We start from the raw sequence: 25394 nt of genomic DNA on the forward strand, positions 1-25394 counted from the left end.
CCGCAACCGCCCAGGCGTTGAAATACCGCTCAGAGGTCGTTGAGATGCAGGCGGACGTACCCGGCGCGGTCTGCAATGGCCTGCCGATCCTCTTCCGTCATGTCCGCTAGCTGTTTAAAGACAATGCCCAGGCGGGGATTGTTATCGAGACGCGCCTTATTGCGCGCAAAGAAGTCCCAGTAAAGGGCATTGAAGGGGCAGGCCTGCTCTCCGGTACGCTGGTTGTGTTGATACCGGCACCCCTGACAGTAATTACTCATCTTATGAATATATGACGCGCTCGAGACGTAGGGTTTACTCGCCAGTAACCCGCCATCGCCAAACTGGCTCATGCCGAGGGTGTTGGGCAGCTCCACCCACTCAAAGGCATCAATATAGACTCCCAGATACCATTCATGGACCGCCTGCGGCGACAGGCCGCTGAGCAGGCTAAAGTTGCCAATGACCATCAGGCGCTGGATATGGTGGGCGTAAGCCTCGGTGAGCGACTGCCCAACGGCATGCGCCAGGCAGCGCATCTGCGTCTTGCCCGTCCAGAACCAGTCCGGCAGCGGGGCATGCTGATCTAAGGCATTAAGCTCCCGATAGCCCGGCATCTGCGACCAGTAGATCCCGCGCACATACTCCCGCCATCCGAGAATTTGTCGGATAAACCCTTCAACGGCAGGCAGCGGAGCGTGGCCCGAACGCCACGCCTGCTGGGCGGCCGCGACCACTTCCCGCGGATTCAGCATTTTAGCGTTCAGCGCAAATGAAATTAACGAGTGGAAAAGAAAAGGTTCCTTCGCGTGCATCGCATCCTGCCAGTTTCCAAACTGCGGGAGCACGTGCGTGATAAAATCATCCAGCCTGGCTTTGGCTTCCGCACGGTTGAGCGGCCAGCGAAAATTGTCGGCCTGCGGTTCGCCGAAGGTCTTTACGCCGCAGCGTTGGATCTCAGCCCATAAGGCGGAACGATCGTGGCAGGGACGCGCGTCCACCGGCGCGGGAGGCTCGCCGGACCAGCGCTTGCGGTTTTCAGCATCGAAATTCCATTTCCCCCCTTCCGGCTCGCCTGCTGAGGTCAGCAGTACGCCGTGCTGACGACGCATTTCCCGGTAAAAGTACTCCATTCGCCAGCTTTTGCGTGACGCAAAGAACGCGCTGACCTGTTCCCGAGTGGTGAAAAAATGCTCGCTGCTGACGCAGGCCGTTTCAACGGAGACCGTTTTCGCCCACGCCTGCAGCTGCGTATCAAGACGCCATTCGTCGGGCTCCTGCCATGTCACTCTGCCAGCGCCGTAATGCGCGACAAGCGCGTTGAGATTGTCTTCCAGCGCGCCGCGGTTTGAGCTGTCAGAAAGTCGGACATACCTCACCCGATGCCCCTTCTCCTTTAATGCAGAGGCAAACGCGCGCATGGCGGCGAAGATAGCGATAACTTTCTGGGCGTGATGAAGCACATAGGCGGTTTCTGCCCGGAGTTCCAGCATCACGTAAATGATGTTCGGACTGGAGGTATCAAACCAGCTGTGATGCGGATTAAGCTGATCGCCCAGGATCAGACGCAGCTCGGTCAACGGTGGCTCCTGCGGCAACGCTCAGAACAGTATTTAACCTCATTCCAGCATTTCGCCCATTTCTTGCGCCACGTCATGGGCCGCTGGCAGTGCACACACAGTCGACTGGGCAGGTCCTGCTTGTTACCTTTGAAATCGCTCATCTTTTCAATACCGCACTGATTAATTCACCCCACCTGCGGATAAAGGCCACGACAGACTTCACAAAATGAAGGTGATGCCCGCAAACCGCTACCCACCGCTACGTACGAAATGATAGTTTATTCAGGCTGGATTTGTCGCAGTGAGCGATTTTCTGGCATCTTAACCGAACCTGACTTTCCCATTTTTGTTCAAGTGACGAGTTTGCGAGCAAAGCGATGATAAAGTGGCCCTGGAAAACGAATGAGGCTGGCCGGGATGTGGCGCTGCCATGGGATGACGCGCTGACGATCCCTGTTCTGGCTAATCTAAACCCGGATGAACAATCGAAACTGGTTCAACTGGCGGATCGTTTTTTGCAGCAAAAACGCCTGGTGCCACTGCAGGGTTTTGAACTCGATCCCCTGAAAAACGCCCGCATCGCCCTGCTGTTCTGTCTGCCGGTGCTTGCACTCGGCATTGAGTGGCTGGACGGTTTCCACGAAGTGCTTATCTACCCCGCACCGTTCGTGGTGGATGACGAATGGCAGGACGATATCGGGCTGGTGCACAACCAGCGCGTGGTGCAGTCCGGACAAAGCTGGCAGCAAGGGCCGATAATCCTCAACTGGCTCGACATTCAGGACTCGTTCGACGCCTCCGGTTTTAATCTGGTTATCCATGAGGTGGCGCACAAGCTGGATACCCGCAACGGCGATCGCGCCAGCGGAGTGCCGCTGATCCCGCTTCGCGAGGTGGCGGGCTGGGAGCACGACCTGCACGCGGCGATGGATAACATCCAGGATGAAATAGACCTGGTCGGCGAAAGCGCGGCCAGCATTGACGCCTATGCGGCAACCGACCCGGCCGAATGCTTCGCGGTGCTCTCGGAGTATTTCTTCAGCGCGCCCGAGCTTTTCGCGCCCCGCTTCCCGGCGCTGTGGCAGCGTTTCTGCCAGTTTTATCAGCAGGATCCCCTGCAGCGTCTGCGGCAACATGAGGAGTCTGGCGGGCATTCCTCCCGCCAGGTTCATTAAGCTTTTTCAGCAGGGGTACGCTCGGTTGACCATACCCCTATGCTCAGGGCTAAAAACAGCACCGCCATTCCCCATGCGGCCACCGTTAAAGCCTGCTCCCCGTAAAAGCGCGTCACGACCGGCACCAGCAGTGCGCTGACGCCGTAGCCTAACGTGTGGCTGGTGGCGATGACGCCCGCGCCTTTCCCCGTCGTCAGCCGATCGTTCAGCAGAAGCTGGTAGCCCGGCGTGGCCATCGCCGCCCCGAGTGACGTGATAACAATCCCTACGTAGAACAACGCTAAACCGGAGACAGACATCAGCCCAAGCCCGGCCACCATCAGCACCGCCGCGATACAGAGCAACGTCACCGGGCTGAAATGCTGCGGGCGGACCACCAGAAACTGCGCCGCGAGCGTGGCCAGCGCGGCCAGGCTCAGCAGGAGCGCGACATGATGGCTGATCTCCCGGGCGTTACCGTCCAGCAACGGGCTAAGATGCGGTGACAGGCCAATCTGCATCAGGCTCACCAGCGCCGCCAGCAGCAGCGCCAGCAGCAGGAACGGCAGCATGGAGGCCTGCAGGCGGGTTGCCTGGTGGGCTACCGGCGGCAGCGGCGGGTCAGCGACTTCGCGAAGCACCAGCAGCAGAGCGAGAAGCGGCGCAACCGCCATCAGCCAGAGCGGCGCCACCGGATTAACGCTGAGCATCAGCGCCGCCAGCGGTGGGCCGAGCAAACGCCCGCAGCTGAGGCCGGAGCTTATCGTCGCCAGCGCCGCCATTCTTTTCTCCAGCCCTGCACGCTGAATCGCCCACGTCTGGGCCGCAGGCACCAGCCCCGAGACCGTTAGTCCGTAGAGCAGGCGCGAGAATATAAGCCCCGCCAGCCCCCAGACCGTATCCAGCCTTCCGGCCGCCATCGCCCAGACCACCAGCGCCATCACGGCAAAACTGGCCAGATAGCCGCTTAGCGAGGCCAGCATGACGGACTTACACCCCTTCCGCTCGCTCTGGCGTCCCCACCAGGGCGATGCCGGTAAAAAGAGCATGGATCCAAACATCAACAGTCCGGCCCAGACCGAGAGCGACAGCCCGGTCTGGGTGACCAGCTGCGGGAGCATCACCAGCAGGCCGTTTTGACCGATGCCCAGTAAACCCGCAGATAGCGCCAGGGGCCAGTTAGCTTTTGAGGTGACGTTTTCGGTCAATATTTCAGAGTCAGTGCGCATGAGAATGTGAACATAGTGTCAATAAATGTGTGGAAATTATGAAGTTTATGAAAACAAATATTGCAAAAATGGTTGCGACTGTAAACAGAATGAATATCATAACGAGAATCATTATCAATCATGGAATGAGGTACATCTATGCGTGCTCTGCTCCGCGCCGCCGGTACAGACGTTGCAGCCCAGTGTTTTTTAAACGCCCTGTTGCGCGAAACGAAGGACTGGCGCTATCTCCCCGCTACCGATGCGGATGCGCTATCTGAGATCCATATCCCGCTTTCCCAAACCCAGGCGCTTCGGGTGCCGGTACGCTATTTCTCTCCCACCCAGCATCATCAGTACCGTTTCCCGGCAACGCTTATTCAGAGCAATAGTGATAACGGTGACGCCGTCACATTCGGTCAACTTGTTGATTTAATTCTTGAAAAACCGTCGGTTAAAGGCTCGCTGGATGCCAATACGCTGGCGCGTTTTAAGCAGCGCGTTCTCGAAAGCCATGTGCACACCTGGCAGGCGATCGATCTGCGCCACGGCTGGGCAACCCTGCGCGATAAGCCGCTGACGTTTGCCGAAGCGGAACAGGCGCTGCTGGTCGGCCATGCGTTTCACCCGGCACCGAAGTCGCACGAGCCGTTCAACGAAACCGAGGCGCGTCGCTATCTGCCCGATTTCGCCTCCCGCTTCCCGCTGCGCTGGTTTGCCGTTGAGAGCACGCTCGTTGCCGGCGACAGCCTGAACGTCTCCCTGCGTGAGCGTCTGCTGCGCTTCGCGGCCCAGAGCGCGCCCGAGCTGCTCGGCCACTTCACGGACACCCGCTGGCTGCTGCCGATGCATCCGTGGCAGGCCGACTATCTGCTGGAGCAGGAGTGGTGCCAGCGTCTGGCGGAAGACGGTTCACTGCAGGATCTGGGTGAAGCGGGCGCACAGTGGCTGCCCACCAGCTCCTCCCGCTCGCTGTACAGCGAGACCAACAGCGACATGATTAAGTTCTCCCTCAGCGTGCGCCTGACGAACTCCGTGCGCACGCTGTCGGTGAAAGAGGTGAAGCGAGGCATGCGCCTGGCGCGCCTTGCGAAAACGGAACGCTGGCAAGATTTGCAGGCGCGCTACCCGACCATGCGCGTGATGCAGGAAGACGGCTGGGCGGGACTGCGCGATGACAGCGGCGTCGTTCAGGAAGAGAGCCTGATGGCCCTGCGCGTTAATCTGCTGTTCGATACGCCAGACACCCAGACCAACGTGCTGGTGAGCCTGACGCAGGCCGCGCCGGACGGCGGTGACAGCCTGCTCGCCGCGGCAGTGCGCCGTCTGAGTCAGCGTCTTGATTTACCGCTCGCCCAGGCCGCCCGCTGCTGGCTGGACGCCTACTGCAACCGCGTATTGCTTCCGCTGTTCAGCGCCGAGGCGGACTACGGTCTGGTCCTGCTGGCGCACCAGCAAAATATCCTCGTTGAGATGCAGCAGGATTTCCCGGTCGGGCTGATCTATCGCGACTGCCAGGGCAGCGCGTGGACCGAAAGCGCAGACGCGTGGCTGAAAGAAGCTGGCGAAACTGAGGTGGAAAACCGCTTTGGCGAGAGCCAGCTGCTGCGCTACTTCCCTTACTACCTGCTGCTGAACTCTACCCTTGCCGTTACCGCCGCCCTTGCTGCCGCCGGTTTTGACAGCGAGGAGAGCCTGATGTCCCGGGTGCGCGACGCGCTGGCGGAACTGCGCCGCACGGCGAAGCAGACCCGCTGCCTCGACTACGTGCTAGACAGCCCGACCTGGAACTGCAAAGGCAACTTCTTCTGCTACCTGCACGATCGCAATGAAAACACCATCGCCGATCCGGCGGTGATCTATTTCGACTTTAGCAACCCGTTCTACAAGGAGAAGGCGTGATGGCTATCGCGAATATCGTCCATTCCGGCTACGGCTTTCGCTGCACCGCCACGGATCGCACCCTGCCGCTGGCGTTGGGTCTCGACGGCAGCGCGGTGCTGGAGCGTCTGAAGGGGATCCCGGACGGCTGGCTGGTGGAAGCCCTGGATCAGCTGTTTGTGGCCGCCCCCGCGCTGACCGGCATTACGTTACCCTGGGCGGACTGGCAGGATGAACCCCAGACGCAGGCGCTGTTTGGCCTGTCCCATGGGGATTATCTGGCGCGTGACGCCTTCTGGCAGTTGCCGCTGTGGCTGAAAGGCGAACGGCATCAGGCGAGCGGCGGCATGCAGTTTGACGAGAGCCGTCAGCTGTACTTCCCGCTGCGCCCTCACCGCCCGCAGGGCGAAGTGTACCGCCGTTACGATCCGCAAATTAAGCGCACCCTCAGCTTCCGCGTCGCCGACGTGGCGCTGGACGGCGAGCGCTTTACCCGCTGGATGAACAACCCGCGCGTGAACGCCTTCTGGGAGATGGCGGGCCCGCAGGCCGAGCAGGAAAGCTACCTGCGTCGTCAGCTTGACTCGACCTACTGTTACCCGGTTATCGGCTGCTTCGACGACCAGCCGTTCGGCTATTTTGAGCTCTACTGGGCCGCGGAAGACCGCATTGGCCGCCACTACCGCTGGCAGCCGTTTGACCGCGGCCTGCACATGCTGGTGGGCGAAGAGAACTGGCGCGGCGCGCAGTACATTCGCAGCTGGCTGCGCGGGTTAAGCCACTATCTGTATCTCGATGAACCGCGCACCACGCGCATCGTCGCCGAGCCGCGCTTCGACAACCAGCGCCTGTTCCGCCATCTGGCCTCCGCCGGTTTCGACACGGTGAAGGAGTTCGACTTCCCGCATAAACGCTCGCGCCTCATCATGAGCCAGCGTCACCGCTTCTTCAGCGAGGTGGGCCTGTGAACGCGCTCTGGGAAAAAGTGAACCGCGAGATGGTGGCGAAGATCCTCGCCGAGCTGGAGTATGAACGCACCCTGCGCGCCGAGCCGCTTGAGTCTGACGCCTGGCGCATCACTATGGGCAACGAGTCCTGGCAGTTTCGCGCCACGCGCGGGATCTGGGGCTGGCTGCATATCGACCCGGACAGCCTGACCACCGCCAGCGGCGATGCCATCGAAGCGGAAAGCGCGCTGCTGCAGCTGGCTGCGGTGCTGGAGATGAGCGACGCGCAAACGGCAGAGCACATGGAAGATCTCTACGCCACGCTGCGCGGCGACATGCAGCTGCTGCAGGCGCGTGAAGCGCTGGACGCGGACGCGCTGATCCATCTCGACCCGGACGAATTACAGTGCCTGATGCGTGGTCACCCGAAGTTTATTTTCAACAAAGGCCGCCGCGGCTGGGGTCTGGACGCGCTGCGTCAGTACGCGCCTGAGTATCGCGGACGTTTTCGTCTGCACTGGGTTGCCGTTCAGCGGGAGCATCTGGTCTGGAGCAGCGACGGCGATTGCGATATCAGCACCCTGCTGGCTAGCGCCATGGACGAGGCCGAGTGCGCCCGCTTTGACGCCCTCTGGCAGGCGCTGGGTCTTGACGACGGCTGGCTGCCCGTGCCGCTGCACCCGTGGCAGTGGCAGCAGAAGATCGCCATTCATTTCCTGGCGCAGCTGGCGCGCGGTGAGATGGTTGAGCTGGGCGAGTTTGGCGATGAGTACCTGGCGCAGCAGTCTCTGCGCACGCTCACCAACGCCAGCCGTCGCGCGCCGTTTGACATCAAGCTCCCGCTGACCATCTACAACACATCCTGCTATCGCGGTATTCCGGGCAAGTACATTGCCGCCGGACCGCTGGCCTCGCGCTGGCTACAGCAGCAGTTCGCCAGCGACGCCACGCTTGTCCGCTCTGGCGCGCAGGTGCTTGGCGAACCCGCAGCCGGATACCTGTCACATCCGGGCTATGCGGCGCTGCCGAAAGCGCCCTACCGCTACCAGGAGATGCTGGGAGTGATCTGGCGCGAGAACCCGTCCTGCTATCTGCAGGACGGCGAACAGGCGGTTCTGATGGCGGCGCTGATGGAAACCGATAACGACGGGTGTGCGCTGATCGACGCGTGGATCAACCGTTCCGGGCTCAGCGCCGACGCGTGGCTGGAAAAGCTGTTTGAGGCATCGGTGATCCCGTTCTATCACCTGCTCTGCCGCTACGGCGTGGCGCTGATCGCCCACGGCCAGAACGTGACGCTGGTGATGAAGGACTCTATTCCGCAGCGCATTCTGCTGAAAGATTTCCAGGGCGATATGCGCCTGGTGGATGAAGATTTCCCGCAGGCCCAGAGCCTGCCGGAGCAGGTGAAGGCCGTCACGGCACGCCTGAGCGCGGATTACATTATTCACGACCTGCAAACCGGTAACTTTGTGACGGTGCTGCGTTTTATCTCACGCCTCACCCTGCAAAGCGGCATCAGTGAAACGCGTTTCTATCAGATCCTCGCCGGAGTGCTGCACCGCTATATGGCCGCGCACCCCGAGCTTGCCGATCGCTTCGCGAAGTTCGACCTGTTTAAGCCGCAAATTATTCGCGTGATCCTCAACCCGGTCAAACTGACCTTCTCCGAACACGACGGCGGCAGCCGCATGCTGCCGAACTACGTCACCGACCTTGATAACCCTCTTTTTCTCGCCTTCCGGGAGTCAGCGCAATGAAAACCTATGATTTCATCGGCATTGGTATTGGCCCGTTTAACCTCAGCATCGCCGCGCTGGCGGAAGGGCTGGACGGCTTTAGCTCGCTGTTTCTTGAGCGTAAACCGCACTTCTCCTGGCACCCCGGCATGATGGTGCCGGACTGCCACATGCAGACCAGCTTCCTGAAGGATCTGGTCAGCGCCGTGGAGCCGACCAACCGCCACAGCTTCCTGAACTACCTGGTGCAGCGCAAAAAGTTCTACCGCTTCCTGACCACCGAGCAGCGCACCGTTTCCCGCGAGGAGTTTGCGGACTATCTGTGCTGGGCGGCGGAAAACCTCACTAACCTGTCCTTTAGCCAGCAGGTGCAGCAGGTGAGCTTTGATGAGAAAAGCGGCCTGTTTGAGGTGGCGACCCAGCGCGACCGCTTCCTGGCGCGCCACGTCTGCGTGGGGATTGGCAAACAGATCAACCTGCCTGACTGCGTTACCGTGCAGGACGATACCTGCTTCCACGCCAGCGAGATGATGCTGCGCACGCCGGATCTTGCGGGCAAGCGCGTCACCGTCGTCGGCGGCGGCCAGAGCGGCGCCGACCTGTTCCTGAATATTTTCCGTGGCGAATGGGGCCAGCCGCTGAGCCTGAACTGGGTCTCGCGGCGTAACAACTACAACGCGCTGGATGAAGCCGCCTTTGCTAACGAGTATTTCACGCCGGAGTACGTGGACAGCTTCTCCACGCTCGGTGAAGAGGCGCGTCGGCAGATGCTGCACGAGCAGAAGATGACCTCCGACGGTATCACCACCGAGTCACTGCTGGCGATTTACCGCGCCATGTACCACCGCTTCGAAGTGCTGCGTGAAAAACCCTGGGCGCACCTGATGCCGTCCCGCTCGGTGACAGCCCTGACGCGCCTGGAAAACGGCCAGCGCCTGAGCATACAGCATCACCTTGACGGCGGCCGCGAGCAGCTGGAGAGCGACGTGACGATCTTTGCCACCGGCTATCGCGCCGTGCAGCCTGCGTTCCTGGCGCCGCTGTCTCACCGCCTGCATCTGGATACGGACGAAGCCTTCTGCATCAACAACGATTTCACCCTCGAATGGGACGGTCCGCAGAGCAACCGCCTGTTCGCCGTGAATGCCGGGATGCACCGTCTCGGCATTGCCGAACCCCAGCTCAGCCTGATGGCCTGGCGCGCGGCGCGAATTCTGAATCGCGCGCACGCCGACGAGCCGTTTGAGCTGGCCACCACTCCTGGCGTTATCCACTGGCGAAGCACCACCAGCCCGGAGAACAGTCAGGTTTTTAAATCATTAGCAAAAACCACCGAGTACTGACACACACAATCAGGGTCAATATAACAATGAAACGTTCTCATCTTTGGGTTTTAAATCCTTGTTTGCTTGCAATGCTTTCTACCTCTGCGTGGGCGGAAGAACAAAAGGAAGAAAATATCGTTGTCTCCGCCAGCCGCGCGCACCGCAGCGTGGCGGAGATGGCGCAGACCACCTGGGTCATTGAGCGGGCTGAAATTGAGCAGCAGGTTCAGGGCGGGAAAGAGATTAAAGAAGTGCTGGCGCAGCTGATCCCGGGCATGGACGTCAGCAGCCAGGGACGTACCAACTACGGCATGAACCTGCGCGGCCGCTCCATGATGGTGATGGTGGACGGCGTGCGCCTGAACTCGTCCCGCAGCGACAGCCGCCAGCTCGACTCTATCGATCCGTTCAACATTGACCGTATCGAAGTCATCTCCGGCGCCACGTCACTTTACGGCGGCGGCAGCACCGGTGGCCTGGTGAACATCGTCACCAAAAAAGGCCAGCCGGAAACCGAAGTTGAGTTCCAGACCGGGACAAAGAGCGGATTTAACAGCCACAACGACCACGATGAGAACGTGTCGGCAGCGGTCAGCGGCGGCAACGATAACGCTTCCGGTCGTCTGTCGGTGTCGTATCAGCGCTACGGCGGCTGGTATGACGGCAACGGCGACGAGGTAATCATTGATAACACCCAGACCGGCCTCCAGTATTCCGACCGTATTGATGTGATGGGAACAGGCACCATCAATATTGACGAGCACCAGCAGCTGCAGCTGACGACCCAGTACTACAAGAGCGAGTCCGACGGCAAGCATGGGCTGTATCTCGGGAAGAACTTCTCGGCGGTAACGGGGGATGCGACCGCCTACAACAAAGGTAACCTCGATTCTGACCGCGTGCCGGGTACCGAGCGCCATCTGATTAACCTGCAGTATTCCAACACCGACTTCTGGGGCCAGGATCTGGTCGCGCAGATTTACTATCGCGACGAGAGCCTGACCTACTATCCGTTCCCGACCCTGACCAAAGGCGTAGTGAGCAGCATCGGCGCGTCGCAGCAGAAAACAGATTTCTACGGCGGCAAGCTGACGCTAAACAGCAAGCCCGTGGACGATTTAACGCTGACCTGGGGTATGGATGCCGACCACGAAACCTTCGACGCCAACCAGCAGTTCTTTAACCTGAGCAAATCCGCGGCGAGCGGCGGCATGGAGCTGGATAACGCCTACAACGTGGGCCGCTACCCGGGCTACAGCGTCACCAACCTCGCCCCGTTCCTGCAGGCCAGCTACGATATTGACGCCATCACCCTGAGCGGCGGCGTGCGCTACCAGTACACCGAGAACAAGGTGGACGACTTTGTCGGTTACACCCAGCAGCAGGCCATCGCCACCGGGAAAGCGACCTCCGCCGACGCGGTGCCGGGCGGGAAAACCGATTACAACAACTTCCTGTTTAACGCCGGGATCCTCGGTCGCCTGACCGAACAGCAGCAGGTATGGTTTAACTTCTCCCAGGGCTTCGAAATTCCGGACCTGGCGAAGTACTACGGCTCCGGGACCTATCAGCTCAGCAACGGTCACTATCGCCTGCTGAACAGCGTCAACGTGAACGACTCGAAGCTGGACGGTATCAAGGTCAACGCTTATGAGCTGGGCTGGCGCTACACCGGGGATAACCTGCGCACGCAGGTTGCGGCGTATTACTCGCTCTCGGATAAAACCATCACCATCAACAAGACGGACATGACCATCAACCTGGAAGACGACAAGCGTCGTATCTACGGGGTGGAAGGTCAGGTGGACTATTTCTTCACCGACAGCGACTGGAGCACCGGGGCGAACTTTAATGCCATCAAGTCTGAAACCCGCGAAAACGGGAAATGGGAGAAGCTGACGGTCGACAGCGCCAGCCCGTCGAAAGCCAGCGCGTGGGTCAACTGGGCGCCGGGCGACTGGACCCTGCGCGTACAGAGCACGCAGACCTTTGACGTCTCTGACGCCGACGGCAAGAAGATCGATGGCTATAACACGGTCGACTTCCTGGGCAGCTACGCCCTGCCGGTGGGTAAAGTCAGCTTCAGCGTGGAAAACCTGCTGGACAAAGACTACACCACCGCCTGGGGCCAGCGCGCACCGGGGCTGTATAGCCCAACCTACGGTGCACCGGGTCTGTATACCTACAAAGGCCGCGGACGTACCTTTGGTCTGAACTACTCCGTTCTGTTCTGATCCTGCGCGCCGCCTGCGGGCGGCGCATTTTGTTGTGTAATTTCAACGCGAATTTGCCATAAAATCAGCAATTTGCTGAAATTGTCGGCAAACGAACGAAAAGTGCGTTTTCACCCTTTGACAAGGCGTACCGAGGTCGCTACTATGCGCCTCGTTCACACGATTCCTCTGTAGTTCAGTCGGTAGAACGGCGGACTGTTAATCCGTATGTCACTGGTTCGAGTCCAGTCAGAGGAGCCAAATTTGAAAAGCCTGCTTTTAAAGCAGGCTTTTTGCTTTTCATTATTCCCACGCTAGCTCAAGATAGCCTCTCGTTAGGCAGACCCTTCATTTGCAGCACCATAAGAATGCGTTCCAGTTGTTTGAACGCTAATTCCTCTCAGTAAAACTGGAAAACATATTAGCCGCTGTTACTCATATTGTATTTCCATACAAAGATGCCCCCTTTGGTAGGGTTAAAATATCTGCCTCTGTGTTATTCTCTAACCATTATTTTCAGGGAGATACTCAGGTTAAGGCTCTTTTAGCATGATGCAAAACTCGTCTAAAGATATCCTTTCAGCGTGGCATGATTATGTGAAATTCAGTGGCGCAGAAAAGAGTAAAATACCGGCCAGCAAGGTGCATGAGCACCAACAACTCATGCTCGGTATAAATAACTGTGAAGAAAACCAGAGCGGGGTAATACTCCGTGTTACGCCTGAAATGCGCAACCACTGGTGCCAGCGTTTCGTCGAATATGACGAAAAGGGTAGAATTACCCATATTGAGCCTGTTAACCTGCTTTTTCCGGTACTGCGCTGTATCGAAAACGAGCGAGGTAAGGCCAATGTAAAATACCTTCCGCTGTTCTCTTTCCCCCTCCCCAAATCATTTTTTGAACAGAACGAAAACACCCTGCTAGTTCCCGTCAAAGATGGACAACTTGTTAGCGCATTCCCCTTCGCTTTTCGCGAAATGTTTGGTATTCAGCTGGATGAGCTCGGTGAAAACCGTCATATGATGAGTATCGTTAGCGCGCTCACGGGATGTAAATATGACACGTTCCTTGAGGCGTTTAAGGCTCTTCAGAAATGGGTCACTCAGCAATCAAACAGTAAATATCAGGGGCTGGAAACTGCGTTTAATGCCCTAGTGGCTCCGCTGCATAATGAGGATTACAACCTCAAGCGTGATGCGGAAGATTTCACCTGGCTGTGTAATAACGCAGTTGGTGATTTCCCGTTACTGGAGCAGTATCTCAGCCATATCCATAGTGACGAGAAGGCCCCACATATTCACGAAGTGGTGACTGGCGGTTTGTTTGAAACACAATATCCTCTGGGCCATGGGCAGATGGCGGCAATACAGGCGATTAATCAGGATGAGCGCCTGGTTGCTGTACAAGGTGCGCCTGGTACGGGTAAAACCACGCTATTCAAGTCACTCATCGCACAACAACTGGTTGCCAGAGCACTGGCGATTGCTGATGGAAAGGACCAGAATTTCGGCATGCTGGTCACGTCCACGGCAATAAAAGCGGTGGAGAATATCATTGACGATCTGCGCAGTGACCCTGCAACTGAGGATCTAGACTGGTTATGGTTTCATAGCGGCTCGAACGAACAGGTTCAGCATGAGCTTACCCGGCTTGAGAAACTGATTGGTCGTTGGCGACAGGAAAGCTATGACCAACAGCAGCAGCACGATTTTTTAGCGGTTTTACTCAAGCATCGTGACGAGATGAACGCTTGTTACCGGGCGTATCTGAATGAAAAGGCAGTAGCGATACAATCTGTTGTGGATTGTGGTCTGGACACCCAACTAGTAAAAGAGCTACCAGCTCGTTTCATGGAAAAAATTCCCTCGCTCGCCGCTCATGCACAGGTACTCGGAATTGATGTTTCGCTTCATCACCCCGACGACCTGGATACCTTAGCCTGTCAGTTAGAACAGCGCCTGCAGGAAATTAGGGAGATAAAAACGCAGCGTCTACAGGCCAGCAGAATTTACCAGACGTTGCAGGCGACATGGCCGCAGCAGCATAGTCTGGAGCAGATACTTAGCTGGATGGATTCACCGCTACGCCCAGCCCTGGAGCTGCATTACCGCGACTATCCGCGTAAAGGGATAAAGCGTTATCTGGCTCGTTTTTTCGAGAGGAAATATCCAGCAAGGTTGCAACAGATGAGCCTGGCTGCACCGGAGGACTTTCTCAAATTCAGTCTTTCTTCCCTTCCCCATCGTCAGCTGGCTGCTCTGGCTGATGCTGGGGAAATGCTTTCACAGCAGGTAGATAGCCTGGCGCTACTGGCGCTGCTCCTGCATGCGGAACCCGAAGCTCAACAGGAAGTTGACCTGCTGACTCTTAATACTGAAGTAGAAGAATTGCAGGCACAATGGCGTCAGGTCATCCGGGCGCAACAGCTAACGGTACAGTATCAACAGCGTTATCCGGAAGGTAACTGGGGCGACATTTTGCGTAAACGCTTTATCAGGCAACACCGGGAAATGTTCGAAGCCGCTATCGGTTATCTCTGGCAGGAACAACTGAAACGGAAAATTGAGCTTGAAGAGGTGCTTACTCACTGGCGGGCCCTGATGAGTAAGCGTCGCAGTGCGGGCTACTATCGCTGGCTGGATAAGCTAGATGATTTCTATCGCGCACTGTCTCTTGTATATCCGGTAATGGCGACCACGCTGGTTTCCGCGTGGAAGGTTGCTGGTTATCGTAAGCTCGATGAACTCAAGGGGCATAAACCATGGCACCTGGCACTGTGCGACGAAGCGGGCATGATTTCGCTTGAATCCCTTGTGCCCCTTTTGAGTCGCAGTGAGAAAGCGATGATTGTTGGCGATCCTCTGCAAATTGAACCCATTAGAAACCTGTCAGAAAACATGCAAACACAGTTGCGTGAGCGTCATTTCGCCAGCAACAATACGTTGTATGAGCGTGTTTCACCTGCAAGCGTCACGGGCTGGCACCGTGCTGCTGGTACGCTTTCCGGCAAGGTAGACGATACGGGTAATGGCATCATTCTCGATGAGCATCGCCGGTGCCAGCAACCTATTGCCGACCTTTTCATCCGACTGGCGAACTACCATGGCGTCAGCGTGGAAACTGCCCCCCCTTCCAGCCGTATTGCCAGCGCGTTTGAGAAATCAGGCGGGCATCATTTGATGTTCTACAGCGTAGAAGGCCAGAAAGGCGATACGGTTAACACTAATCTGGATGAAGTTGATGCTATCGAGCTATTGCTGGATAAGCTGGAAGAAGCTGGTTACGATCTGACTGCCGATGTTGGTATCGTCACTCCCTATAGCAATCAGAAGTCATTGTTGATTAAACGTCTTGCGCAACGAATGAATCACCGGCAGAAAAACTGCATTGGTACAGTGCATCAGTTTCAGGGCGTAGGCTTTGAGGTCATCATTTATAGTCCTGTTATTTTTCATCCTCTTGATAATCCGAATTTTCAAAACGACGCACCAAACATGCTGAATGTCGTGGTTTCACGCGCAAAGCAGCAATTTATCGTCGTAGGTAACCATCATCGATTGCGGCAAGCAGGTGGATACCTGAAAGTCCTTGCAGATAGCGTTGCCGAAAGCTTCCTGCTTGAACAGGGTAGCCAGCATCCGAATTTTGCCAGTCTAAGCCAGACTCCCCGTCTACAGCGTTATTATCGCGACTGCGAACATATTGCCGCATTTAGCGCTCTGGCCAGCCAGTGTGAACAGGAGCTGGTTATCATCGCTCCGTGGATCCGTCGAGGAGGTAAGAATTATCAGAGGCCGGAGCTGGCGCAGTTGGTAGCCACGCAGCGGCGTGGTGTCAGGGTTAAAGTTTATTACGGCTACTATCACCAGTGCATGGATCGTGCGGAAGATAATGATGAGACTCTGGTTGCCGAGTACCGCGAACAACTAGGAAAAGAGAATATTATCCGGTTGACGGAAGGGACACATGAAAAGGTAATGATGATCGATGGCCGCTACATTGTTCTCGGGAGTTGGAACTGGCTATCTCATGGTTATCACCATAGCTGCGAGCGCAGTAAACAGTTCACTAATGCGATTCGTCATGAGATCAGTGCAGAGCTGGATGATGCATCGCTGGTGAGGGAGCTTAGGGAGAGGTTGCGGCTGGAATAACAGACTCATTGAATGCTCCCAGTCTGATGAGACAAATTTGAAAAGCCTGCTTTTGAAGCAGGCTTTTTTATTTTTCTCCTCCACATCAGAAGAATTACGAAGTCGTGATGAGGTCCCCCGTTCATGGCTTCATAACGATACGACCAAGCGGTTTCGCTGTCTCAGCGTATTCATGGGCCGCAGCGGCGTTAGCCAGGGGGAAGACACGGTCAATGACAACCCTGATGTGCCCTGCAGCCACAGCCTGCAACATGTCGTCCACGCTTTTCCGAACGCCAGGCCTTTCAAAAAGAGGCCCCATAAATACCCCCATGAGCGTCTGGTTAGACTGCATTGGCGGCCACAGGTCGACGGTCAGGCTACCGCCGCCCGCATTACCGACGAAGACGAGACGTCCTTCCGGAGCGAGTGCAGAAAGCGAAGCTGGCAACGTCGTCCCTACCGGATCGATGACGAGGTCAACACCGGTGCCATGGGTGAACTGTCGGACACTGTCCACAACGTTATTCTTTGCACGATCCACGACGTGATCGGCACCAAGTTCCAGCAGCCGGTTTATTCGCTGCGTTCCGCTTGCCACGGCGATGACCGTCGCGCCTGCCTGTGAGGCAAGCTGAACGGCCGCGAGCCCCACGCCCCCCGCTGCTGCCTGAATCAGGACGGTTTCTCCATGCCGGAGCATGCCTCGTATGAACAGGCAATGATGTGCGGTTCCAAAAGAGAGCGGTACCACCGCCGCGTCTGCTGCATCCACCCCATCCGGTATAAGCCAGGTACGTTCCGCCGGCACAGCCCAACGTTCCGCATGCGATCCCTGCATGCTAAAAGCAGCCACTCTGTCTCCAACCTTACGGCTACGGACTTTCGATCCAACGGCAACCACTGTGCCCGCGGCCGCGTAGCCGACGACCCATGAAGGGCCAGGCGGCGGAGTTGAGCGGCGGTTGATCAAATCTCCCCCTTCAATCGAGATAGCCTCGACAGAAATCAGGACATCGTCAGGCCCTGCGACCGGATCCGGGACATCGATATATCGCAGGACGCCGGGAGCGCCTTCCACATCATAAACCGCTGCTTTCATCAATTTACCTTTGTCTTATCATGACTCGTGGGCAGCCGGGCAATCACCTTAATCTCAAACTGGAATCCGTACAGCCACGTCACGCCGATCCCCGTCAACGTAGGGTAAGGCGCTTCCCCCCAATATTCTGGCAGGATACTCCAGATAGCGTCGAGGTTTGACTCGGGATTGACGACAAAGAGGGTAACGTCAACAACGTCATCGAACGTGCAGCCCGCAGCCTTGAGCACAGCATTAAGGTTATCGAATGCCAGCCGGATCTGCGCGTTGAGATCCTCTTCAGGCGAACCATCCTCCCGGCTACCCACCTGCCCCGAAACAAACAGGAAGCCGTTAGATTTGATGGCGGGTGAATACCGATTGCGCTCATAGAGCGCCTGGCGTCCGAAGGGAAAAACGGCTTCGCGTGTTGTCATGTCTGTACCTTTGCAATGGGGCGAAATCTGCCCGGTGAATATAAAGACACTTTACAGGCGCCACATCGGACGGATAAACAAGCGACTTTGTCCATCATTGTTTGTAATATCCAAACAATCGGTGAAAAGAGAGGACAAGGGATGGATCGTTTCGATGCGATGCGCGCCTTTGCTCGCGTGGTGGAAGCAGGCAGTTTCACAAAGGCTGCCCAAACGCTTCATATGAGCAAAACCACGGTGACGCAGCTTATTCAGCAGCTGGAAGCGCGCCTGCGCGTCAGGCTGCTCCATCGCACTACCCGCAGGCTCGGTGTGACTCCTGATGGCGCGGTCTACTACGAGCGCGTAATCCGTCTGCTGGCGGACATGGAGGATGCTGAAAACAGCCTCTCCAGTGCGACGATGACCCCCAGGGGACGCCTGCGGATAGATGTGCCCACTCCTCTTGCCCGCTTTGTTCTGGTGCCCGCGCTACCGGCTTTTCATGCACGCTACCCTGATATCCAGTTCGACATGGGCGTGAGCGACCGGGTGGTGGATCTGATCGGCGACAATGTGGATTGCGTCCTGCGCGGTGGCGAAATCAACGACCAGTCCCTGATCGCACGCCATGTCGGCGATTTGCAAATCGGTGTTTACGTCGCACCGAGTTATGTGGAACGCCTCGGCGCCCCTGCGCACCCGCGAGAGCTGGAAAACACGGACCATCGCATAGTGGGATTCTTGTCCTCACGCACCGGTAAGGTTGATTCTCTGGTACTGCATGGTGAGAGTGAACATATTGAAATCACGGGTAACTATGTACTTGCCGTGGATGATGGCAATGCTTACCTCGAAGCTGGATTAGCCGGGTTAGGCGTGATTGCGCTACCCGCCTATATGGCGGCAGCACATCAGGCTTGTGGCTCCTTGATTCCGCTATTTGAACAATGGCGGATTAAGCCAATGCCCCTGTACCTGGCATTTCCGCCGAACCGCCATGTCAACGCCAGACAGCGCGTTTTTATTGATTGGATCGTTGAATTGATGCAGCAGCATGTCCCTAATTCCAATAATAAGTCACTCCCTCCCAGCCCCTGATTCGCTCATTAGGGTTGGTTACTTTCCACAGCACTCACCGCTCGCCGCCAGGCCGCCACTTCCTCCTCCAGCCATGCCTTAAAGAGTGTCACCTCCGGCTTCACCTCCGTAGACTGCGCCGTTACCAACCAGTAAGGCCAGGGATATGGTGCGGTGATGGAGGTTAGCTGGACCAGTTCACCTCGGGTGATGGCATCCTGAACCAGAGAGCGACGCTCCAGCGCGATACCTTTCCCGAGTCGAACGGCTTCGATAATGATATTGGAGTCGTTAATGCATAAACCGTCAGGCACGATCTCTTTCTCAAGACCCGCATTCATGCACCACGTTTTCCACGACTCCATAGAGAAAATAATATGACTCTTTGCAATCTCCGCTGGCGTAGCGGGCAGCACGCCCCTGTTAAAGCCCGGTGCGGCCACCACAATAAGCTCATCGGAAAAAAGGTAATGGCTTTCACTCCCTTCCCAGTTCCCCTGCCCCATCCGTATCGCGATGTCTATCCCTTCCTGCAGCAGGCTGGTGACCGTCAGGCTGGCCTGGATCCGCAGGGTGATAAGCGGATATTTCGCCCGAAAACGAGCCAGACGCGGTAATAACCAGTGGCATCCAAATGACGGCACCATCGCCAGCGTCAGCTCCTGCTTTCTCGGCTTCACCTGTACGAGTCGGGTGGCATCCGCAATATGGTTCAACGCCTCGCGTACCTGTAAGGCATAGAGCCGCCCTTCTTCGTTGATCTGCACTCCTCGCCCCTGACGGATAAACAGCTTTACGCCCACCATCTCCTCCAGCACTTTGATCTGCTGACTGATAGCGGAATGGGTAACGTGGAGTTCTTTCGCCGCCAGCGTCACGCTGCCAAGACGGGCGACGGCTTCAAAGCTTCGCAAACTGGCAATGGGTGGAAAATCCGACATGAAAGCACTTCCTTATCTGTGCTGAATATACAGCGGCAACCTGACCATATGTCAGTAATACTAACCCTTACGGTAAGATACTGAAGATATTCGCCATGCAAATTGTATTGTAATGTCTGGTCATCCTCTTCAATGACGCGTTATTTCACAGAGACAGGAAAACGGGAACGATGATTAAGCTTGTTGGCATGATGGATTCACCTTATGTACGGCGCGTGGCGATCTCCCTTGAGCTTTATGGCGTTGAGTTTGAAAGCCAGCCGCTGTCAGTCTTTAGCACCTTCGACGCGTTCTCCCGGATCAACCCCGCGGTAAAAGCCCCGACGCTGGTTCTGGATAACGGAATACGGCTGATGGACTCCTCGCTGATACTGAACTATTTTGAGGCTCAGGCTGCCCCCGAGCGGAAACTCCTGCCCGTCGCGCCGGATGCGCTGGCAAAGGATCTTCAGACGCTGGGCTTTATCCTCGCCGCCGCTGAAAAAGCGGTGCAAAATGTGTATGAACACAACCAGCGTCCGGCGGAAAAGCAGCACGCTTTATGGGTCGAACGCATTACAATTCAGCTGCTGGCGGCCTGCAGGGAATGGAATGCCTTACTGGAGACGCGTCCGGCGACCGCAACTCCCGATCAGGTTGCCGTCACGAGCACGGTTGTCTGGACGTTTATTCAGTCGATGATCCCGCACGTCGTTAACGCAGCGGATTTTAGAGAGATTCAGGCGTTTACCGAATCATTCGAATCACAGGCGGTCTTCAGAAAATACCCTTTCAGTTAAGTGATGAGCCCGGTAAGCACTCGCCACCGGGCAAGCCAACACTTAAATCTGATAATCAATCGCCACTTCTTCCGGCTCCATGACCTGACGTTTAATCTCATCCACCGACAGCCCGGCATTGCACAGCTCGATAAAGCGCCACACATAGTTGCGCTGCAGCTGCCCGCGCTTCAGGCCAAGCCATACGGTATTGGCGTCAAACAAATGACGCGTATCAAGACGTACCAGGTTCCCGTCCTCGCGTTCTCCGCTGGACTGTTCCGCCACCAGGCCAATGCCCAGACCCAGCTCGACGTAGGTTTTAATCACATCAGAATCCTGCGCGCTCAGCACCACGTCCGGCGTTAGCCCTTTGCGGTTGAAGGCCTCGTCTATGCGCGAACGTCCGGTTATGCCCTGCCGGTATGTGATCAAAGGCCATTTCGCAACGTCTTCCAGCGTCAGGGGAGAGACCTGATTCAGCGGATGATCGACCGGAAGTAATAAGCTGTGGTACCAGCGGAACCAGGGGAACGCCACCAGCAGCGGGTCGTTGCTCAGGCGTTCGCTGGCAATGCCAATATCCGCCCCACCGTTTTGCAGCAGCACTTCAATTTCCTGCGGCGTGCCCTGGATAAGCTCCAGACGGACGTCAGGGAAAAGTTCGCGGAACGCTTTAATCACCGGCGGCAGGCTGTAGCGCGCCTGGGTGTGGGTGGTGGCGATGGTGAGCACTCCCGAGGCGTCATTGGTGAAGAGATCCGCCAGGCGACGCACGTTGCTGGCCTCGTTGAGGATCCGCTCAGCGATGGTTAGCAAAGCCTTACCCGGCTCCGTCATGCCGAGCAGCCGCTTGCCGCGACGGATAAAGATCTCTATACCCAGTTCCTCTTCCAGCTCGCGGATATGGCGGCTGACGCCGGACTGAGAGGTATAAAGCATATTGGCGACCTCGGTCAGGTTGTAGTCCCGCCTGGCCGCCTCACGGATAATTTTAAGTTGCTGGAAATTCACGATTCACTCCGGCGCATCTGACATAGCTCTATTGTTAGAGTCAGCCGAGCTGCAGAACAAATAATAAAAACCAGCATCTTATGCTTTTATGGAATATCAGCTCACGAGCTGGAGTTCACGGTTCTCAAGCGATGGCTTGCTGACCAGCGACATCAAAATCTCTTTTACCGCCTGCGCCTGTGGCGACAGCGAACCGCGTGCAGACATGTTCAGCGATAGCGGCAGGCTCATCGAAGGCGTGGTGATCCGCGCCATCCAGCCGTTTGCCGCGCTGCACAGCGAGCGGGCTGCGGATTCCGGCAGAACGGTCACCCCCATGCCGCTGGCAATGGCTGCGGTCAGCGTGGAGATCGAGTCGATTTCGCCGATGATTTTGGCCGTCAGGCGGCGCAGGGAGAACGCTTCGTCCACGCGCACGCGCACGGCGCTGTAGTCGCGCGGCAGATAGAGGTTCATCTCTGCCACGGCGGCAAGGTCTACGCTCTGGCCCGGGCAGTCGCGGGTGCCTACGAGGTAGAGATCTTCTTTCAGCAGCGGCTGACTGGTGATGCCGGCGACCGGTGAGCGATCGTAAAGGACCGCCATATCCAGCTGGCCGCTGAGCAGTTTGTCATTCAGTACGGAACCGCTGTTTTCATGCAGGTATACCAGCACTTCAGGCAGCTCAGCGCGAACGGCCTGCAGCAACGGCATGGTAATTGAGGACGCGGCCGTTCCCGGCGCCAGGCCGATAGAAACGTGCCCGCTCAGGGTCTGACCCACGTTATTCACCGCCAGCTGCGCCTGTTCACACTGGCGAAGAATGGTGCGCGCATGGGTATACAGGATCTTACCGGCTTCCGTTGGCGTGACGCCGCGTTTGGTGCGGATCAACAATTGCTGATCCATCTCGCCTTCCAGAGTAGCCACCTGCTGGCTCAGCGCAGGCTGCGCGATATGCAGCACTTCTGCCGCTTGAGTCAGGCTGCCGATATCGACGATTTTTACGAAGTATTTCAGTCGTCTTAAGTTCATTTTGCCCCCTGTTCGAAATGCTGTGCCGGAACCGGCTGTCGTTGTTGAACAGGTTTTGCAATATGAATGCCACTTTTACCAGGCGGTCTGAATTGTTCGCTAAGCGTCTGAAAATAAGGAATCCTAATTACAGAGGGGGATTTAATTACCGAAACAGCAGTTTATGATCTGCCCCATTAGGGATATACCCGCACCAAAGCGGTGCATTCCGCTGCCAAAAACATCACTTTGCCGATTTTGTCAGCAAACGATCGAAAGGCGGCGATCCACCCTTTGACAAGGTGAACGCAGGTCGATAATATGCGCCCCGTTCACACGATTCCTCTGTAGTTCAGTCGGTAGAACGGCGGACTGTTAATCCGTATGTCACTGGTTCGAGTCCAGTCAGAGGAGCCAAATTTGAAAAGCCTGCTTTTAAAGCAGGCTTTTTGCTTTTCTGCACAAGGTAAATGCAAAACGGCAACAAGGTTGCCGTTTTTAGTGTGTGCACCCTCTCCCGTGGGAGAGGGCACCAGCCCGCACAATCCCCTTACATGCCTACCTTAACCGGCATCCCTGACCGCCGTTCCAGTTCGGCTCCCGCCCCCTCGTTTATCAACTGCGTCCGCTGCGCGGCTGACATTGGCAGAGGCACTTTCCGGGTCGATTCAAACTCCGCGCGGTTACGCGATAATGGCTCGTGAACCTCCACCCAGCGGCTGCCGTCCGGTTCCGTGGTGACTTTAACGGGCCGATCGATAAGCTGCACGCGAGTTCCGACGGGAACATGATCGAAAAGGTATTTGATGTCGTTATTACGCAGGCGAATACAGCCCTGGCTCACCCGCAGCCCGATGCCAAAATTCGAGTTTGTGCCGTGAATGGCATAGAGCCTGCCGATATAGATGGCATACAGCCCCATCGGGTTATCCGGCCCGGCGGGCACGAATGCCGGGAGCGTTTTCCCTTCTGCCGCATAGGCACGGCGCGTATTCGGCGTCGGAGACCAGGTTGGCCCCACCTGCTTACGCTCAACGGCCGTCACCCAGTTACGCGGGGTTTCACGCCCGGCCTGACCGATGCCGATGGGCAGCACTTCAACGGTATTGCCACCAGGCGGGTAGTAGTAGAGGCGCATTTCCGCCACGTTAACGACAATCCCCTCGCGAACGGTGTCGGGCAAAATGAGCTGCTGGGGGATCACCAGCCGGGTGCCGGATTTGGGTAAAAAAGGATCCACCCCCGGGTTCGCTTCCAGCATATTGCTTAGCCCCTGCCCGTACTGCGCGGCAAAGGCCTCAAGCGGTAATGTATTATGATCCGGCACGGTAATGACCTGCGAACTCCCTACCAGACGGCTGCCCGCCGGCGGTAAAGGATAGCTCACCGCCTGCACGCTCTGGCTGATAAGTAATGCAGCAAGACAGCCCAACGCCTCTTTACGACACATCTTCCCTTCCTCAGTCGCTTCGCTCTTTATTAAGCATAGCGTAGCCGTTTTGCATTACCCATCAGGAAATAAAATCAGTTTGCACAGGCCCCCTGTCGCGGTAGTCTCATAGATTCCGTTTATATGACGGGCGCAATGTGAGTGACCTTTTCTTATACCAATAATTAAAAATAAGTGCAGACAGGACAACTATGGACTCCACCCTCATCTCCGATCGTCCCAACGAGGAGACCCCTTCGCTCAATCGTGCCCGCCGCGCCGCACTCGGCAGCTTCGCGGGTGCCGTCGTCGACTGGTATGATTTTCTGCTTTACGGCATTACCGCCGCGCTGGTGTTCAACCGCGAGTTTTTTCCCCAGGTCAGCCCCGCGATGGGCACGCTCGCCGCGTTTGCCACCTTCGGCGTCGGCTTTCTGTTTCGCCCGCTGGGCGGGGTGATCTTCGGCCACTTCGGCGACCGTCTTGGCCGCAAGCGCATGCTGATGCTCACCGTCTGGATGATGGGGATCGCCACCGCATTGATTGGCATTCTCCCGTCGTTTTCCGCCATTGGCTGGTGGGCCCCAGTGTTGCTGGTGACATTACGCGCCATTCAGGGCTTCGCGGTAGGCGGCGAATGGGGCGGTGCGGCGCTGTTATCCGTTGAGAGCGCGCCAAAAAATAAGAAAGCGTTTTACAGCAGCGGCGTGCAGGTCGGGTACGGCGTAGGGCTGTTACTTTCTACAGGGCTGGTGTCGTTAATCAGCCAGCTCACCACCGACGAGCAGTTCCTGAGCTGGGGCTGGCGCATTCCGTTCATCTTCAGCATCGTGCTGGTCATCGCCGCGCTGTGGATCCGTAACGGGATGGAAGAGTCGGCTGAGTTCGAAAAGCAGCAGGAAAAACCGGCCGTCAAAAAGCGGCTGCCGGTGATGGAAGCCCTGATTCGGCACCCTGGCGCTTTTCTGAAAATTATCGCCCTGCGCCTGTGCGAGCTGCTGACGATGTATATCGTCACCGCCTTTGCGCTGAACTACTCGACGCAGAATCTCGGCCTGCCGCGCGAGCTGTTCCTGAATATCGGCCTGCTGGTCGGCGGGATCAGCTGCCTGACGATACCCTGCTTCGCCTGGCTGGCGGACCGGTTTGGCCGCCGTCGCGTCTACATCACCGGCGCGCTGATTGGGAGCCTCAGCGCCTGGCCATTCTTTATGGCGCTGGAGGCGCAGTCGATCTTCTGGATTGTCTTCTTTGCCATCATGCTCGCGAACATCGCTCACGATATGGTGGTCTGCGTACAGCAGCCGATGTTTACCGAACTGTTCGGCGCCAGCTACCGCTACAGCGGCGCGGGCGTGGGTTACCAGGTCGCAAGCGTGGTCGGCGGCGGGTTTACGCCGTTTATTGCCGCCGCGCTGGTGACCTTCTCCGGCGGAAACTGGCACAGCGTGGCGATTTATCTGCTGGCCGGCTGCCTGCTGTCGGCGGCAACGGCGCTACTGATGAAAGAGACGAGCCACCGCTGATCTCACTTTTGTTT

At 57.1% G+C, this 25394-nt stretch carries 19 protein-coding genes, 2 tRNA genes and 1 pseudogene; 12 read left to right on the forward strand and 10 right to left on the reverse strand.

Annotation, left to right across the window (positions count from 1 at the left end; translation table 11 throughout):
* Window positions 1–29: 29 nt before the first annotated feature.
* On the reverse strand, window positions 30–1559 hold the full coding sequence (locus ACMGG5_RS21270; protein ID WP_420278473.1) for a cryptochrome/photolyase family protein: 1530 nt from the start codon (window positions 1557–1559) through the stop codon (window positions 30–32).
* Window positions 1556–1702, reverse strand: coding sequence for a DUF2256 domain-containing protein (locus tag ACMGG5_RS21275; protein WP_071530926.1), 147 nt, complete (start codon window positions 1700–1702; stop codon window positions 1556–1558). The genes ACMGG5_RS21270 and ACMGG5_RS21275 overlap by 4 nt, the downstream gene beginning before the upstream one ends.
* A gap of 216 nt (window positions 1703–1918) precedes the next feature.
* On the opposite strand from ACMGG5_RS21275, the gene mtfA reads away from it, so the two are divergent.
* Window positions 1919–2716, forward strand: coding sequence for a DgsA anti-repressor MtfA (gene mtfA / locus ACMGG5_RS21280; protein WP_420278474.1), 798 nt, complete (start codon window positions 1919–1921; stop codon window positions 2714–2716).
* Here the strand turns inward: mtfA and ACMGG5_RS21285 are convergent.
* On the reverse strand, window positions 2713–3924 hold the full coding sequence (locus ACMGG5_RS21285; protein ID WP_420278475.1) for an MFS transporter: 1212 nt from the start codon (window positions 3922–3924) through the stop codon (window positions 2713–2715). The genes mtfA and ACMGG5_RS21285 overlap by 4 nt on opposite strands.
* Before the next feature lie 138 nt (window positions 3925–4062).
* Here ACMGG5_RS21285 and ACMGG5_RS21290 point away from each other — a divergent pair, with 138 nt between their 5' ends.
* The 7 genes from ACMGG5_RS21290 to ACMGG5_RS21320 all read left to right on the forward strand — a co-directional run bounded on the left by ACMGG5_RS21290 (window position 4063) and on the right by ACMGG5_RS21320 (window position 16163).
* Window positions 4063–5805: an IucA/IucC family protein gene (locus ACMGG5_RS21290; RefSeq protein ID WP_420278476.1), complete on the forward strand. Its 1743-nt coding sequence runs from the start codon at window positions 4063–4065 to the stop codon at window positions 5803–5805.
* Window positions 5805–6752, forward strand: a complete 948-nt coding sequence (locus ACMGG5_RS21295) for a GNAT family N-acetyltransferase (protein ID WP_420278477.1) — start codon at window positions 5805–5807, stop codon at window positions 6750–6752. Before ACMGG5_RS21290 ends, ACMGG5_RS21295 begins: the two co-directional genes overlap by 1 nt.
* Entirely contained in the window at window positions 6749–8491 is a 1743-nt protein-coding gene (iucC, locus tag ACMGG5_RS21300; RefSeq protein ID WP_420278478.1) for an aerobactin synthase IucC, read from the forward strand. Before ACMGG5_RS21295 ends, iucC begins: the two co-directional genes overlap by 4 nt.
* Window positions 8488–9813 (forward strand): lysine N(6)-hydroxylase/L-ornithine N(5)-oxygenase family protein, encoded by a 1326-nt coding sequence (locus ACMGG5_RS21305; RefSeq protein WP_061714828.1) that lies wholly within the window; start codon window positions 8488–8490, stop codon window positions 9811–9813. The genes iucC and ACMGG5_RS21305 overlap by 4 nt, the downstream gene beginning before the upstream one ends.
* 26 nt (window positions 9814–9839) lie before the next feature.
* Window positions 9840–12029 (forward strand): TonB-dependent siderophore receptor, encoded by a 2190-nt coding sequence (locus tag ACMGG5_RS21310; RefSeq protein ID WP_420278479.1) that lies wholly within the window; start codon window positions 9840–9842, stop codon window positions 12027–12029.
* A gap of 164 nt (window positions 12030–12193) precedes the next feature.
* Window positions 12194–12269: transfer RNA gene (locus ACMGG5_RS21315), tRNA-Asn, on the forward strand.
* A gap of 288 nt (window positions 12270–12557) precedes the next feature.
* Entirely contained in the window at window positions 12558–16163 is a 3606-nt protein-coding gene (locus ACMGG5_RS21320; protein WP_420278480.1) for an AAA domain-containing protein, read from the forward strand.
* Window positions 16164–16284: 121 nt separating this feature from the next.
* Here ACMGG5_RS21320 and ACMGG5_RS21325 read toward each other — a convergent pair whose 3' ends face one another.
* The 3 genes and pseudogenes from ACMGG5_RS21325 to ACMGG5_RS21335 form a co-directional block, all read right to left on the reverse strand.
* Complete coding sequence (locus ACMGG5_RS21325) at window positions 16285–16845, reverse strand: quinone oxidoreductase family protein (RefSeq protein ID WP_407821602.1); 561 nt, start codon at window positions 16843–16845, stop codon at window positions 16285–16287.
* A 90-nt stretch (window positions 16846–16935) separates the two neighbouring features.
* Window positions 16936–17244: pseudogene (locus tag ACMGG5_RS21330) on the reverse strand (alcohol dehydrogenase catalytic domain-containing protein); the annotation flags it as partial.
* A complete protein-coding gene (locus tag ACMGG5_RS21335) occupies window positions 17244–17660 on the reverse strand; it encodes a RidA family protein (RefSeq protein ID WP_417927580.1) in 417 nt (138 codons plus the stop codon). The pseudogene ACMGG5_RS21330 and the gene ACMGG5_RS21335, both read right to left, overlap by 1 nt.
* 141 nt (window positions 17661–17801) lie before the next feature.
* Between ACMGG5_RS21335 and ACMGG5_RS21340 the strand changes: the two genes are divergently transcribed.
* Window positions 17802–18740 carry a LysR family transcriptional regulator gene (locus ACMGG5_RS21340; protein WP_208763051.1) on the forward strand — a complete coding sequence of 313 codons (939 nt, stop codon included), beginning with the start codon at window positions 17802–17804 and terminating at the stop codon, window positions 18738–18740.
* Between the two features lie 8 nt (window positions 18741–18748).
* On the opposite strand, the gene gcvA is transcribed toward ACMGG5_RS21340, so the two are convergent.
* Window positions 18749–19660, reverse strand: a complete 912-nt coding sequence (gene gcvA, locus ACMGG5_RS21345; protein WP_420278481.1) for a transcriptional regulator GcvA — start codon at window positions 19658–19660, stop codon at window positions 18749–18751.
* Between the two features lie 170 nt (window positions 19661–19830).
* On the opposite strand from gcvA, the gene ACMGG5_RS21350 reads away from it, so the two are divergent.
* Complete coding sequence (locus ACMGG5_RS21350) at window positions 19831–20439, forward strand: glutathione S-transferase family protein (protein ID WP_157189412.1); 609 nt, start codon at window positions 19831–19833, stop codon at window positions 20437–20439.
* A 42-nt stretch (window positions 20440–20481) separates the two neighbouring features.
* Here ACMGG5_RS21350 and cbl read toward each other — a convergent pair whose 3' ends face one another.
* Together cbl and nac are read right to left on the reverse strand one after the other, a co-directional pair.
* A complete protein-coding gene (gene cbl / locus ACMGG5_RS21355) occupies window positions 20482–21432 on the reverse strand; it encodes an HTH-type transcriptional regulator Cbl (RefSeq protein ID WP_023336219.1) in 951 nt (316 codons plus the stop codon).
* Window positions 21433–21528: 96 nt separating this feature from the next.
* Complete coding sequence (gene nac / locus ACMGG5_RS21360) at window positions 21529–22446, reverse strand: nitrogen assimilation transcriptional regulator NAC (protein WP_024908060.1); 918 nt, start codon at window positions 22444–22446, stop codon at window positions 21529–21531.
* 320 nt (window positions 22447–22766) lie between these two features.
* On the opposite strand from nac, the gene ACMGG5_RS21365 reads away from it, so the two are divergent.
* Window positions 22767–22842: transfer RNA gene (locus ACMGG5_RS21365), tRNA-Asn, on the forward strand.
* A 133-nt stretch (window positions 22843–22975) separates the two neighbouring features.
* Here ACMGG5_RS21365 and ldtA read toward each other — a convergent pair.
* The gene (gene ldtA / locus ACMGG5_RS21370; RefSeq protein ID WP_420278482.1) at window positions 22976–23875 is read right to left on the reverse strand and encodes a L,D-transpeptidase; all 900 of its coding nucleotides are present in this window, start codon (window positions 23873–23875) and stop codon (window positions 22976–22978) included.
* Window positions 23876–24066: 191 nt separating this feature from the next.
* Here ldtA and shiA point away from each other — a divergent pair, with 191 nt between their 5' ends.
* Window positions 24067–25380, forward strand: a complete 1314-nt coding sequence (gene shiA / locus ACMGG5_RS21375) for a shikimate transporter (RefSeq protein WP_048992409.1) — start codon at window positions 24067–24069, stop codon at window positions 25378–25380.
* Window positions 25381–25394 lie beyond the last annotated feature (14 nt).

Origin of the sequence: Enterobacter sp. BNK-34 (genome assembly GCF_048684445.1) — a bacterium.
GTDB classification, from domain to species: domain Bacteria; phylum Pseudomonadota; class Gammaproteobacteria; order Enterobacterales; family Enterobacteriaceae; genus Enterobacter; species Enterobacter pseudoroggenkampii.